We start from the raw sequence: 13,353 nt of genomic DNA, 5'->3' as shown, positions 1-13,353 counted from the left end.
CTGAGCGTTATTCTACTAGGGCTCCTTTTTTTGGGGATGGGATAATGTAGCTGTAAAGGGAATGGGAATCTTGCACAACCCAAAACCCAGTTCGCTTTGCGAACCCTTTTTTTCGTTTCCCATCTGAAACAGAAACAGAATTCGTTCCTTCCGGAAACGAAAAAACCCGCAACAGAGTTGCGGGTTTTGGGTTGCAGAGAGGAAGGGATTCGAACCCTCGATACGCTTTTGGCGTATACACACTTTCCAGGCGTGCGCCTTCGACCACTCGGCCACCTCTCTAATTGTTTTGCCATTACAGGCAAAAAGGGTCGCAAAAATAACAAAAAAATTGGGCTTCAATATAAAAATCGACCCTATTTATTGCATCATCTCGCCCCGTAATGGTGTTTCGAAAAATATCTTGAAGTTTTCCTTGGGAATTCCCTGCCCCAATAAATACATCATTTTAGCCACCGCAGCCTCCGTAGTCATATCCTTCCCGGAAATTACACCCAGTTTCTTAAGCCCAACACTGGTTTCATAAAGTCCCATAGAAACACTTCCCCCAGAACATTGGGTCACATTCACAATGGGAATGTTCCGCTGGCCCACCGTTTTTAGTTGTTTCAAAAACCAGTCTTCACTGGTTACATTACCACTGCCATACGTTTCCAGGATAAGCCCTTTCATTTGCTCGAAAGAAAAAATGTGAGCCACTGTATCCTCATCCAAACCAGGGAATATCTTTAACAATACGATATGGGAATCCAAGTCCTTCTGCACCTTCAGTTTCTTCCTTCTGTTTGGCTGCAACAAGGCAGCATCATTAATGGATAAGTGCACCCCACTTTCTGCCAATGCCGGATAATTTAATGAAGCAAAGGCTTCAAAATGTTCTGCATTTATTTTGGTGGTGCGGTTTGCGCGGTACAGTTTATATTCGAAATAGAGGCCAACCTCTGCGATCTTAGGTTTCCCCTTCTCCTGTAAAGCAGCAATCTGAATGGAAGTAATTAAATTCTCCTTGGCATCGGTTCGCAAATCCCCAATAGGTAATTGAGATCCTGTAAAAATAATGGGCTTTGCGAGGTTTTGAAACATAAAGCTCAAGGCAGAAGCCGTATACGACATGGTATCGCTTCCGTGAAGGACCACAAAACCATCGAAGTCATCGTACGCCTCCTCTATCATTGAAGCCAAGTGCGCCCAATACGTAGGATTCATATTCGAGCTATCGATCGGGTTTGGAAAACTTTGGGTGGCGATAGAACAATCCAACAACTTGAGTTCGGGAATGTGTTTCAGAAGGTCATCGAAATTGAAATTTTTCAGGGCCCCTGTTTCAAATTCCTTGATCATCCCAATGGTTCCACCAGTGTAAATAAGTAATATGTTCGGGGTATAGCTCATTTATATGCCAAATACTTTTTTCGAATTATCGGTTGTAATCCTTGCAATCTCATCTTCACTTACACCATACACTTCAGACATTTTCCTACACACCAAAGACAGGTAACTGCTCTCATTGCGCTTGCCGCGATACGGAACAGGTGAAAGATAAGGGGAATCCGTTTCCAAAACAATATGCTCTAAGGGAATTTGATCCAAGAAGGTATCGATCTTGCCGTTTTTAAAGGTAACTACACCACCAATACCAAGTTTCATATTGAACCCTATGGCCCTTTTGGCCTGTTCCAAAGTTCCTGTAAAACAGTGAAAAATTCCGAAGAGGTCCTCGCCCCTTTCAGTCTCCAGGACTTCGAAAATCTCATCGAAAGCATCCCTGCAATGAATCACTATGGGTAGCCCTAGTTTCTTTGCTAATTGAATCTGCCTTTTGAAGGCAATCTTCTGAATCCCCAACGTAGAAGTGTCCCAGTACAAATCGATCCCAATTTCGCCAACCGCAAAGAACTTGCGTTTTTCGAACTCAGACTCCACATGCGCCAGTTCTTCCTCATAGTTTTCCTTTACAGAGGTGGGATGCAGTCCCATCATTAAGAATACATGCTCAGGATAAGCCGCCTCCAAACGATACATGGCATTCGTATAACTGGAATCTATGGCAGGTATAAAAAATCGTTTTATACCCACCTCGAAAGCCCGCTTCATCATGGCTTCCCGATCTTCGTCGAATGCTTCGCTGTATAAATGGGTATGCGTATCTGTTAACATAGCGCAAATCTAGTATTTTGTTGTCTATCTTTGTAAAAAAACATTGACAAGCCTACGAAACTTTCTCGAAGACCAAAACTTCGAACGGATTCCTCTTAAAAAGCTGAGTACCGGACATTATAAAACCACACTGTACGTTAATGGGGTGAAAGGGGATTTTATAGTCGATACTGGTGCTTCGACCAGTTGCATTGGGCTGCAAAGCGCCTCCGAATTTCTCCTAAAAAGCGAAAAAAGTGACATAAAAGCAGCAGGTGCAGGCGCCACAAATATGGAAACAGAGCTAGCCAAAGGGAACGAGCTTAAGCTTGGGGAGACCTTATTGAAAAAGCAGGAGTTCATCCTTTTCAATCTAACGCATGTAAATGAAGCCCTGAACCAGGTAGAGGAAGCAGCAGTAGACGGCATTTTGGGAGCAGATCTTTTAAAGAAACTAAGGGCAATTATTGACTACGGAAGAAATTGCATGTACATTAAATAATATGCGGCACAAGTCTTTATTTTATTATATTTATATTGTTCCAAAATTTCAAGTTTTGACCCGCCTCAAGATACTTATAGTATCGGCTCTATTTCTGATTTGCCCAATAGTGCAAGCACAGGATATTGAAGCCTATAAAAAACGAATACATAGCAGTAGCGATCCCACAGAAAAGCTAACTGCCATGGATTCTATTATTTCTTGGACCCGTAGGACCGATGTCGATACTTTTTCCAAATACAGCCTCGACTATATTGACTTGGCCAAAGAACTCGACAGCATTGAGGCAGCAGCCCGAAAATTAATCAATGTTAGCTACACCCTTACCAACATAAAGAATGAGCCCCACAAGGTTCTAACCTTAATTGATGGGATCCTAGCAAGAAAATACAAGATTAAAGATTCTTACATTCTTGGGAGTTTGTACCTAAAAAGAGGTGCCGCTAACTACAGATTGGATTTGGAACAGGCCATTTTGGACTATCAGGATGCCATTGAGAATTACAGTGCCAAAGATTCTATTTATATCGCGGATGCACACCTATTTAGTGGGCAAGCGTATTCCAATCTAGGGAAATTCGTACCTGCCGGCGAGAGCTACAAAAAGTCATACGAATATTTTGAATCCCTGAAGGATTATGAATATATGTATTATGCACGCCAAGGGGTAACTGCCATGTTCAGCATGAATGGTTTTTACCAAAAAGCGGCAGAAGAACGTGAAAAGAATATTGAGAAGATTAAAGAACTCAATCTGGAACACCATCTGGTTACGACCTATTATAACCAAGCCCTGGATTATGAAAAACAGGGGAACAAAAAACGATACCTGGAATACCTCCTTAAAGCAGAGGAAGCTATCTACGCTGTCCCCGAAGGAAAAGTAAACAACACCAACAAAATATACGTATACGCCAATTTGGTAGAATACTATGCCGATCAAGGGCAATTGGAAAAATCTAAAGGTTATTTGGACTTGCTTGAAAAGAGCATTGATCCAGGAACCGGTGATTTGGTGAATATTAGCATGCATAATTTTGCAAAGGCGAACTATCATTACGCCTTAGGGGAATACAATATTGCATTACAACATGCCGGTAAAAAACTGGAAGCTGCAGAAACACTGAAGTTTGAAGAGGACATCATGAGTTCCCATAAACTTCTTGCGAAGATTTATGCCGCAAAACAGGACTACAGGAATGCTTTCACTAGCAAGAAAAAGTACAATGAAATAAAAGACTCTATTTTCAATAAGACCACCTCCAATACGCTGGCTTACTACCAGACACTTTACGAAACCGAGAAAAAGGAAAATGAGTTGATCGAAAAAAATACCAGTATTCAATTATTGGAAAAGGACAATCAATCTGCGAAAAGAAAATCTTTGTACATAAGTATTTTGTTGGTGTCCATATTCGGAATGATTATACTGTATAGAAATAGAATGCGCATCAACAACAAGAAGTTGCTTCAAGAAAAATTTAGCCAAGAGCTATTGGTTTCACAGGAGGAAGAGCGGAAGCGTATCTCTAAAGATTTGCATGATGGCTTGGGGCAACGATTGTTGCTCATAAAAAATAAGGTGATAAAAAATGAAGACCCAGAAACCAAGGTGTTGGTTGAAACAGCCATTGAAGAGGTACGGGCAATATCGAGAAACCTTCATCCGTTTCAACTTCAGGAACTAGGTATTACCAAAGCCATAGAGACGACTATAGATCAGGTAGACGAGAACACCACCTTGTTCATTTCTTCGGAAATTGATAATATTGACAATATCTTCAATAAAAAACAAGAGGTTAACCTTTACAGGATTGTGCAGGAATCATTGAGCAATATCCTAAAACATGCGAAAGCGGAAGCTGGTAAAGTAGTTATTACCCGCGAACCCCAGACCGTGAAACTAGTGATAAGGGACAATGGAATTGGTTTCGATTTTTCCGAGAAATTCCAAAATCGCAGGTCTTTAGGACTGAAAACTCTTTTGGAACGAACCAAGTTCTTGAAAGGTCACATGAAAATTAATTCTAAAAAGAACCATGGCACTGTTCTTGAATTTCAATTTCCGATTGCATGAAGAATAAGTCTATTATCATAGCAGATGACCACCCCCTTCTTTTGAAAGGTCTTAGCGACTTTTTGTTGGAGAAAGGGTACAATGTTATTGGTAGTGGTGAAAACGGCCGTGAAGCCTTTAACCTCATTAATAGATTAAACCCGGATATTGCCATTTTGGATATACAAATGCCATTTATGTCTGGGATAGAGATTGCCAAGAAGTGTCATAGCAATAGAATTGACACCAAGATTGTACTTATCACTTTTCACAAGGAAAAGGAGTTATACAAGGAGGCCAAGGACCTAAAGATTTTTGGTTATATCCTAAAGGAGTTTGCTCTCGAGGAAATTGAAAATTGTATTCAAACGGTTTCGGAGGGCAACGCGTATTTTAGCCCTAAGATAAAGGAATTGTTAGCGGAAGATTTAGGTGAAAATGAGGAATTGCAAATGCTTACCCCTTCCGAAAAAAAGATCCTGAAACTCATTGCCAAGGACAAAACCAATAAGGAGATTGCCAATCTTCTCTTCATTTCGTACCGAACGGTCGAAAAACACCGTAGTAATATCATTACAAAACTAAAACTGGAACCCAAAACCAATAGTCTACTTATTTGGGCCAAGGAGCATCAGGAAAAGCTCCAATAAATTTACGTGTTTGTACGTATTTACTTTCACGATTTATTTACCCATTTTTACAAAGTGAAAAAGGAAGATGGAGTGCATCCTGGAGATGCAAAAAAAGGAACGGAAAACAGATGGGTTTTCTATTCGATCATATTATTTGTCATTGGAATAATTGTATTGAATGTTTTCAATTACATTTCTTCATAAACGCAAGTTAATTTTATCAACTTCTAACCAAGTTAAATAGAAAAACCAGCCGATTTTGGCTGGTTTTTTTACTTTATAAGAAGTGGTCGCCAAGGCTTACAGCTCCAGTGCACGTTTTATGTCATTGTTCATGAGTAGCTCTACTGGATTTTCCAGTGCTTCCTTAACCGCTACCAAGAATCCAACAGATTCACGACCATCAATAATTCGGTGATCGTAACTCAATGCTACAAACATGATAGGGGCAATAACGATCTCACCATCGCGTACGATAGGGCGTTCCACAATATTGTGCATACCCAAGATTCCAGATTGTGGCGGATTGATTATTGGGGTAGACAGCATACTGCCGAACACTCCTCCATTGGAAATAGTAAAGGTTCCTCCAGTCATTTCATCAACTGTTATCTGTCCGTCCCTAGCTCGTATCGCCAAACGCTTAACTTCGGCTTCTACACCTCTGAACGTAAGGTTTTCGGCATTTCGAATTACTGGAACCATTAATCCCTTTGGGCCTGAAACCGCAATAGATATATCCTTAAAATCATAGGTTATCTTGTAATCCCCATCTATCATAGAGTTCACGTCCGGATAAAGCTCAAGTGCCCTAACAACCGCCAAGGTAAAGAAGGACATAAAACCAAGACTAACCCCATGTTTCGCTTTGAACGTTTCCTTGTATTCTTTGCGCAGTGCAAAAATAGGACTCATATCCACTTCGTTAAATGTGGTGAGCATCGCAGTTTCATTTTTGGCAGACACCAATCGCTCTGCAACCTTTCTACGAAGCATGGATAATTTTTTACGCTCACTGCCTCTGCTTCCGCTTCCTGGTGTCCCCATGGAAGGTGCAGCATTAACGGCGTCTTCTTTTGTGATTCTTCCGTCACGACCCGTACCTGTTACACTTGCAGCATCAATGCCTTTTTCATCCAATATTTTCTTTGCAGCGGGAGATGGAGTCCCAGTGGCATATGATTTTTTCTCTGGGGCCTTCGCTACTTCCTTTTTAGGCGCCTCTTCTTTTTTGGCTTCAGCTGGTTTATCCGATCCCGCTCCTTCTGGTTTGGGAGCGTCTGTATCGATAAGGCAAACTACTTCACCCACAGTAACAGCATCTCCTTCTTCGGCTTTTAAAGTGATAATCCCACTTGCTTCGGCAGGAAGCTCTAAGGTGGCCTTGTCGCTATCTACTTCAGCAATTGCCTGGTCCTTTTCTACATAATCACCATCTTCCACAAGCCATTGTGCGATCTCTACTTCGGTAATGGATTCTCCCGGTGAGGGAACTTTCATTTCTAACATAGTCTCTGTTTTTTCCTAGTTAGGATTAATTTTTTGGTGTTTCAAAAACACGGTCTATAACTTCTTTATGTCTTGCCTTAGAGCGGGTACTACTACCTGCTGCCGGTGCACTATATACATTCCTTGATGCCACGCGTAACTTCACCTGATCAAAATTCATAAGCATGAATCCCCAAGCACCCATATTCTTGGGTTCTTCTTGGGCCCAAACATAGTCGGTGGCATTAGGGTACCCTTTTATTATTTCTTCGAGTTTCTTCTCTGGCAAGGGGAACAATTGTTCCATTCTAACAAGAGCTACATCTTCCCTTCCTTCCTGTTCCCTTCTTTCTAGAAGGTCATAGTAGAACTTACCTGTACAGAACACCAACGAAGTGACCTTCTTCTTATCAACTTGTCCGTCATCTATTACCTCTTGAAAAGCACCCTGAGCCAATTCTTCTTTAGTAGAAACTACCTTAGGGTGGCGCAATAAACTTTTTGGTGTGAATACGATAAGGGGTTTTCTGAAATTCCACTTCATTTGTCTCCTTAACAAGTGAAAGAAATTTGCAGGAGTCGTTACATCGGCTATTATCATGTTATCCCTAGAACACAATTGAAGATAACGCTCCATTCGTGCACTGGAGTGCTCAGAACCTTGGCCTTCATAACCATGGGGAAGGAGCATCACCAATCCATTCTGGGTTTTCCACTTGGCCTCTGCAGCTGAAATGTATTGATCTAACATGATCTGGGCACCGTTGGAGAAATCCCCAAACTGTGCTTCCCAGATGGTAAGTGTTTCAGGAGCAGCCATTGCATACCCATAATCGAAACCAACTACCCCATATTCGCTCAATAAAGAATTGTAGATGTACATTTTTCCATCTACACCTAAATCATTGTGAAGGTTTATTTCCTCGGCATCATCTTCCGTCTTAATTATCGCATGTCTATGTGAGAACGTTCCTCTCTCTACATCCTGACCCGTCATTCTAACATTGAAACCTTCCTCCATAAGTGAAGCATACGCCAACAATTCTCCCATGGCCCAATCCAGTTCATTGGTGTCATGGTAACGCTTATAGCGGTCTGCAACGATGCGCTCAATTTTTCTTATGAATTTTTTATCGGATGGGAGTTGGGTAATCCCCGAAGCCAGCTTATCCAATTTCTTAAGGTCGAAGGAAGTATCGGCTTTAGCTAGTATATCTTCTTTGTTCCCCAGTGTATAGGCATTCCAATCGTCTGCCAATATCTCGGTAATAACCGTTTTGTCTTTTTTTCGGGAGGCTTCTAAATCTTCTTCCAGTTCCCCTTTGTAATTTGCTTCCAGCTGCTTTACGAAGGCATCGTCTATAACCCCTTCGGCTTTCAATCTTTCCGCATATATATCGCGGGGGTTTTTGTGCTTAGAAATGGCCTTATACAGTTTTGGCTGTGTAAAGCGGGGTTCGTCCCCTTCGTTATGACCATATTTTCTATATCCGAGAACATCGATAAACACATCGCGTCCAAACTCCATTCTAAATTCCAATGCAAAAGTAAATGCATGGCATACGGCTTCAACATCATCTGCATTTACGTGAAGTACCGGCGAAAGTGTCACTTTACCCACATCGGTACAATAGGTAGAAGAGCGGGCATCCAAATAATTGGTTGTAAAACCTACTTGATTATTGGCAACCACATGTATGGTACCTCCAGTTCGGTATCCGTCCAATTGCGCCATCTGCACAACCTCGTATACTACTCCCTGGCCTGCCACAGCAGCATCTCCATGTATTAAAATGGGAAGGATCTTCTTCTCATCCCCCTCTAATTTATTATCTAATTTAGCTCTTGCAATACCTTCCACCACAGCATTTACTGTTTCAAGGTGCGAAGGGTTTGGGGCTAAATCCATTCGGACTTTTTTACCCTTACCTGTTTCACGGAAACTCGTCCAGCCCATATGGTACTTTACATCACCATCAAAAAGTTCGGCTTCATCATACTCCTTACTATCGAACTCACTAAAAATTGCTTCCGGTGATTTACCGAATATATTTGCCAGCACATTCAATCGGCCACGGTGGGCCATCCCAACCACAAACTGTTCGATTCCCTTTTCGGCACCCATTTCAATAAGGGTATCCAATCCAGGAATAATAGCATCTACACCTTCTACCGAAAAACGTTTCTGTCCAACATACTTCGAATGCAAAAATGTCTCGAAAGACAAGGCTTCATTTAATTTCTTTAGAAGGTATTTCTTCTCATCCGAAGAATAGCTTGGATGGTTATCATTTTTGTTCAACCAATTTTGGATCCATGTACGTTCTTCAGGATTCCTGATGTACATATATTCTATCCCGATGGCATCGCAATAAATAGCTTCCAAATGCCTAACAATTTGACGAAGGCTGGTTTTACCCAATCCTAAAATAGAACCTGCTTCAAATTGTGAATCTAAATCGCTTTCTGAAAGTTGAAAATTTGTCAATTCCAGTGTAGGAGCATATTTTCTCCTTGCACGAACTGGGTTGGTCTTTGTAAACAGATGACCTCGGGTTCTATACCCGTCTATCAGTTTGATAACCTGAAACTCTTTCAGTACATTCTCGGGAATAACCCCACCACCCTCAATACCGAGTGCTTCCAGCGATCCGTTTTCGATACCAAAATCAAATCCCTGAAAGAAAGAACGCCAGCTGGGTTCTATACTATCCGGAAATTGAAGGTACTTATCGTAGAGATCTGCTAAATATTCTGGGTGAACCGCATTTAGAAAAGAAAATCTATCCATAATAGGAATAAAAAGGGCCGCTTTTAGTAAAACGTTACAAAAATACAACAAATCCAGAAATCCACTTCTCATATTTGTATATTTATAAGGTATTCTTTTTTTAGCTCTAATTTCATGAAAAAGTCTTCGTTTTTAACCGGTTACTTTTGTCTGGCATTAGGACTGTTTACAGTCTTTTCTGTCTCAGCGCAAGAGTCTCAATCTACTCGTTCAGCATTTTGGTCCAACGTTCGTTTTGGGGGAGGAATTGGAATGAGTTTGGGCAATGGGTTCTTCAGCGGAACGCTAGCCCCCAGTGCCATTTATGAAGTAAACGATCAATTTGCGGTCGGAATGGGCCTAAACGGCACCTACACGAGTGAAAAGAATTTTTATAGATCGGTTATTGTGGGTGGAAGCATCCTTACATTGTTCAACGTCATTCCCGAAATTCAATTATCTGCCGAATTCGAAGAACTCAATGTGAGCAGAAATTACGAGGATGATCTAAATTTTGAAGATGAGAATTATTGGTATCCTGCACTTTTCGTGGGTGCTGGCTTTAGAAGCAATAACATCACTTTTGGAATTCGCTTTGATGTATTATACGATGACGAACGAAGTATTTATGCAGATCCCTGGGCTCCTTTTGTAAGGGTCTATTTCTAAACGGAGCGATTCATTAACCAAGCACCAAACAACCTTAGTCTTTCTTTCTTCTCATCGGAAAGATCAATTCCATCCAATACCGTATTGGCTTTTTGGGTATAGCGTTCAATTTCATCCTCCGTAGCTTTTGCCGCTCCAGAGCCTACGTATATATTCTTAACCGTTTCAATCTTGTCGCTAGGGTCTTTTGGGGTTATACTGAATAGATTTCTTAAGGCATTGCCATCGGAAGTGCCTTCCAATGCTTTAAGGTATAGGAATGTCTTTTTGTTGGCTATGATATCCCCACCTACTTGCTTCCCAAAATTCTTTGGGTCCCCAAAAGCATCCAGGTAATCGTCCTGCAACTGAAAGGCTATACCGAGATTTCTTCCAAACTCGTAAATACCTTCTTGGCAACTTGGAGAAGCGTTGGCAACAATAGCCCCCATTTTCATAGCTGCGCCAACAAGGACAGCTGTTTTATAATCGATCATTCGAATATATTCGGCAATGGTTACATCGTCTCGTTCCTCAAAATCTACATCATATTGTTGACCCTCGCACACCTCTATAGCCGTTTTGCTGAAAAGCTTTGCCAATTCCTGAAACATGGGCGGCTCATATCCCTCGAAAAGACGATATGCCAAAATGAGCATGGCGTCACCACTTAGTATTCCCGTATTTACATCCCATTTTTCATGAACGGTCTCATGGCCCCTTCTCAGTGGGGCATTGTCCATAATATCGTCATGTATTAAAGAGAAATTATGAAACAGCTCTACGGCCAATGCAGCATCCATGGCCTTATCCATACTTCCACCAAAAAAATCTGCAGTTAAAAGGGTCAAAGTAGGTCGGAGGCGCTTACCTCCCAGCTTAAGTATGTATTTAATAGGATCATATAATTGAGCTGGTTCTCCCTGATTTACAACATTTTGAAGGCGTTCAGTAAGGGATTCTTGGTAGGATTTCAATAATTCCATGCACAAAATTTCCCGCTAAAATACGGCATGAAAAAGAAACGATCGCCAAAGAAATGATAAAATGGACAAATGGTAACTCAATGAAAACTAATTGTTAAATAATTGTAAAAACCTTGGAAACTTTTTTTGTTTCTAAAGTTTCCAAACTACTTTTGTCCCACTTTTATGAAAAATCAAATAGTACAAACCTCCACGGATCTATTTTTAAATCAAGGATTTAAAAGTATTACAATGGATGATATTGCCCAGTCCATGGCAATATCCAAAAAGACCATATACAGTCATTTTGCGAATAAGGAAGCTATAGTTGCAGTAGTTGTAGACAATCTTTTTGAAGAGGTCTCACACGGTATCGATTGTATTTGTGATTTGAAATTGAATCCCATAGAGGAAATCTACGAGATCAAGAAATTGGTAATGCACCACATGAGAAATGAAAAATCCTCTCCATGGTATCAGTTACGAAAGTACTACCCCAAGATTCATGATTCCGTAAAAAAGCGCCAGTTCAACTATATGCAGGAATGTGTGGTAGACAATCTGAATCGTGGATTGGACCAAGGGCTTTTCAGGGAAAACATTGACGTTCAGTTTGTCTCACGTATTTATTTCGTAGGTGTTTCAGGCATTAAGGACGACGACTTATTCCCTACATCCATGTTCGATCCTTCCGAACTCTATGGCATGTTCCTAGAATACCATTTACGAGGGATCGTAACTCCGAAAGGAAGGGAAATATTAAACAAAATTATACACTCAAACCAACAATAATGATCAAGAAGTTCAGCCTAATACTCATAGTCCTCATAGGATTTCAGTTGCAAGCTCAAAACGATTATCGTTTTTCCTTGGAAGAAGCCATTTCATTTGCTTTAGACAGTAACTACACAGCTATAAACGCGCGTAAGGATATTGCTAAAGCCATTAAGCAGAAATGGGAAACAACAGCAACTGGACTACCTCAAATAAGTGCCGAGGTTAGTTATCAAAATCAACTAAAACAACCGGTAACCTTGATTCCTGCCGAAATTACAGGCGGTGAAGCTGGTACATTTACCCCAGTTATTTTTGGTACTCAACACAATGCAAGCGCCACGGCCACATTAAACCAACTCATTTTTGACGGAAGTTACTTGGTAGGCCTTCAGGCGGCTCGAGCCTTTCTCGATTTTTCGGAAAATGCCAACGAGAAGACCCGTTTGGAGGTAAGAAAAGGGGTTATCAATGCCTATGGAAGTGTCCTATTGGCAGAAGAACTCCTTGAAATTTTTGAAAAAAACAAAGTTGCGGTAGAGAAGAATCTTTTTGAAACCCGCAAGATCTATGAAAATGGATTAGCGGAAGAAGAAGATGTAGAGCAATTGGAAATTACCTTATTGGATCTTGAAATTAATATTCAAAATACAGAACGCACCTTAGCAATTGCGAAGCAAATGTTCAATGTAGCCTTAGGAATAGACATTGCTACCCCAACTTTCCTCACAGAGGATTTGGATATGTTGGCCCAACAGAATATCCAACTTAGTTTTATGCAGCAAGCGCTCAGTATGGAGGAGAATGTGGACTATAAGATCGCATTCAATCTAACAGAGCAACGCTCGCTGGAAATGAAACTGGAAAAAAGTCGGGCGCTTCCAAGCTTGAACGCTTTTGTTAACTATGGCACACAAGCCTTTAGTAACGAATTCGATTTACTGAATAGCAGCCAGCCTTGGTTTCAATCCTCGGTTCTAGGTGTCAATATGAGTATTCCAATATTTAGTAGCGGCATGAGAAGTGCGAAAACGCAGAGAGCCAAAATAGCCCTGGAACAAGCCGAAACGGATCTTGAAGAAACCATGCAGACCATAAAGCTTGAGCATGACACCGCTAAAAACAATTATCAGTTTAGTATCGACAAGTACAACAACGCCAAGAAAAACCTGAATTTGGCAGAACGGATCGAAACAAAAAACCAGATAAAGTTCACAGAAGGAATTGCCACTAGTTTTGAGCTACGGCAAGCACAGCTTCAATTATACACAGCACAACAACAATATTTTCAGTCCATGCTCGACCTCATCAACAGCAAAGCAGAACTGGAAACCGTATTAAACACCCCACAACTAAGAAACTAATCCGAATGATAAAAGTCA

At 41.0% G+C, this 13,353-nt stretch carries 11 protein-coding genes and 1 tRNA gene; 6 read left to right on the top strand and 6 right to left on the bottom strand.

All coding sequences use genetic code 11. The features are described 5' to 3' along the window. Positions 1–194: 194 nt before the first annotated feature. From AC6JAD_RS08430 to AC6JAD_RS08420, 3 genes are all read right to left on the bottom strand, one after another. Positions 195–282, bottom strand: a tRNA-Ser gene (locus AC6JAD_RS08430). 78 nt (positions 283–360) lie between these two features. After that, positions 361–1,392 carry an asparaginase gene (locus AC6JAD_RS08425; protein ID WP_461304797.1) on the bottom strand — a complete coding sequence of 344 codons (1,032 nt, stop codon included), beginning with the start codon at positions 1,390–1,392 and terminating at the stop codon, positions 361–363. Next, on the bottom strand, positions 1,393–2,157 hold the full coding sequence (locus AC6JAD_RS08420) for a TatD family hydrolase (RefSeq protein WP_461304796.1): 765 nt from the start codon (positions 2,155–2,157) through the stop codon (positions 1,393–1,395). A 43-nt stretch (positions 2,158–2,200) separates the two neighbouring features. Here AC6JAD_RS08420 and AC6JAD_RS08415 point away from each other — a divergent pair, with 43 nt between their 5' ends. From AC6JAD_RS08415 to AC6JAD_RS08405, 3 genes are read left to right on the top strand one after another with little or no spacing between them, the layout of a single operon-like run. Beyond that, complete coding sequence (locus AC6JAD_RS08415) at positions 2,201–2,638, top strand: retropepsin-like aspartic protease family protein (protein ID WP_461304795.1); 438 nt, start codon at positions 2,201–2,203, stop codon at positions 2,636–2,638. Between the two features lie 55 nt (positions 2,639–2,693). Beyond that, complete coding sequence (locus AC6JAD_RS08410; RefSeq protein ID WP_461304794.1) at positions 2,694–4,715, top strand: tetratricopeptide repeat-containing sensor histidine kinase; 2,022 nt, start codon at positions 2,694–2,696, stop codon at positions 4,713–4,715. Then, positions 4,712–5,344, top strand: a complete 633-nt coding sequence (locus AC6JAD_RS08405) for a response regulator (RefSeq protein WP_461304793.1) — start codon at positions 4,712–4,714, stop codon at positions 5,342–5,344. Before AC6JAD_RS08410 ends, AC6JAD_RS08405 begins: the two co-directional genes overlap by 4 nt. Before the next feature lie 282 nt (positions 5,345–5,626). On the opposite strand, the gene odhB is transcribed toward AC6JAD_RS08405, so the two are convergent. Both odhB and AC6JAD_RS08395 read right to left on the bottom strand, forming a co-directional pair. Then, entirely contained in the window at positions 5,627–6,835 is a 1,209-nt protein-coding gene (gene odhB, locus AC6JAD_RS08400) for a 2-oxoglutarate dehydrogenase complex dihydrolipoyllysine-residue succinyltransferase (RefSeq protein ID WP_497866276.1), read from the bottom strand. A 25-nt stretch (positions 6,836–6,860) separates the two neighbouring features. Further along, positions 6,861–9,605: a 2-oxoglutarate dehydrogenase E1 component gene (locus tag AC6JAD_RS08395; protein ID WP_461304854.1), complete on the bottom strand. Its 2,745-nt coding sequence runs from the start codon at positions 9,603–9,605 to the stop codon at positions 6,861–6,863. A gap of 114 nt (positions 9,606–9,719) precedes the next feature. Between AC6JAD_RS08395 and AC6JAD_RS08390 the strand changes: the two genes are divergently transcribed. Further along, positions 9,720–10,253 (top strand): alpha-ketoglutarate decarboxylase, encoded by a 534-nt coding sequence (locus AC6JAD_RS08390; RefSeq protein ID WP_461304791.1) that lies wholly within the window; start codon positions 9,720–9,722, stop codon positions 10,251–10,253. Here AC6JAD_RS08390 and AC6JAD_RS08385 read toward each other — a convergent pair. Continuing rightward, positions 10,250–11,218, bottom strand: a complete 969-nt coding sequence (locus AC6JAD_RS08385; protein WP_461304790.1) for a polyprenyl synthetase family protein — start codon at positions 11,216–11,218, stop codon at positions 10,250–10,252. The two genes, AC6JAD_RS08390 and AC6JAD_RS08385, sit on opposite strands and share 4 nt — an antisense overlap. Positions 11,219–11,383: 165 nt before the next feature. On the opposite strand from AC6JAD_RS08385, the gene AC6JAD_RS08380 reads away from it, so the two are divergent. Together AC6JAD_RS08380 and AC6JAD_RS08375 are read left to right on the top strand one after the other, a co-directional pair. Further along, complete coding sequence (locus AC6JAD_RS08380; RefSeq protein ID WP_461304789.1) at positions 11,384–11,989, top strand: TetR/AcrR family transcriptional regulator; 606 nt, start codon at positions 11,384–11,386, stop codon at positions 11,987–11,989. Beyond that, on the top strand, positions 11,989–13,335 hold the full coding sequence (locus AC6JAD_RS08375) for a TolC family protein (protein WP_461304788.1): 1,347 nt from the start codon (positions 11,989–11,991) through the stop codon (positions 13,333–13,335). The genes AC6JAD_RS08380 and AC6JAD_RS08375 overlap by 1 nt, the downstream gene beginning before the upstream one ends. Positions 13,336–13,353 lie beyond the last annotated feature (18 nt).

It is taken from the genome of Aureisphaera sp. (assembly GCF_059726885.1).
Note: the sequence above shows the minus strand (reverse complement) of the source record. Positions and strands in the feature narration are given on the sequence as shown.

Bases quoted from the DNA above. Each gene is read 5' to 3' on its own strand.
- AC6JAD_RS08380 (WP_461304789.1), top strand. From the start codon at position 11,384: ATGAAAAATCAAATAGTACAAACCTCCACGGATCTATTTTTAAATCAA.
- AC6JAD_RS08385 (WP_461304790.1), bottom strand. From the start codon at position 11,218: ATGGAATTATTGAAATCCTACCAAGAATCCCTTACTGAACGCCTTCAA.
- odhB (WP_497866276.1), bottom strand. From the start codon at position 6,835: ATGTTAGAAATGAAAGTTCCCTCACCGGGAGAATCCATTACCGAAGTA.
- AC6JAD_RS08395 (WP_461304854.1), bottom strand. From the start codon at position 9,605: ATGGATAGATTTTCTTTTCTAAATGCGGTTCACCCAGAATATTTAGCA.
- AC6JAD_RS08420 (WP_461304796.1), bottom strand. From the start codon at position 2,157: ATGTTAACAGATACGCATACCCATTTATACAGCGAAGCATTCGACGAA.
- AC6JAD_RS08375 (WP_461304788.1), top strand. From the start codon at position 11,989: ATGATCAAGAAGTTCAGCCTAATACTCATAGTCCTCATAGGATTTCAG.
- AC6JAD_RS08405 (WP_461304793.1), top strand. From the start codon at position 4,712: ATGAAGAATAAGTCTATTATCATAGCAGATGACCACCCCCTTCTTTTG.
- AC6JAD_RS08390 (WP_461304791.1), top strand. From the start codon at position 9,720: ATGAAAAAGTCTTCGTTTTTAACCGGTTACTTTTGTCTGGCATTAGGA.
- AC6JAD_RS08425 (WP_461304797.1), bottom strand. From the start codon at position 1,392: ATGAGCTATACCCCGAACATATTACTTATTTACACTGGTGGAACCATT.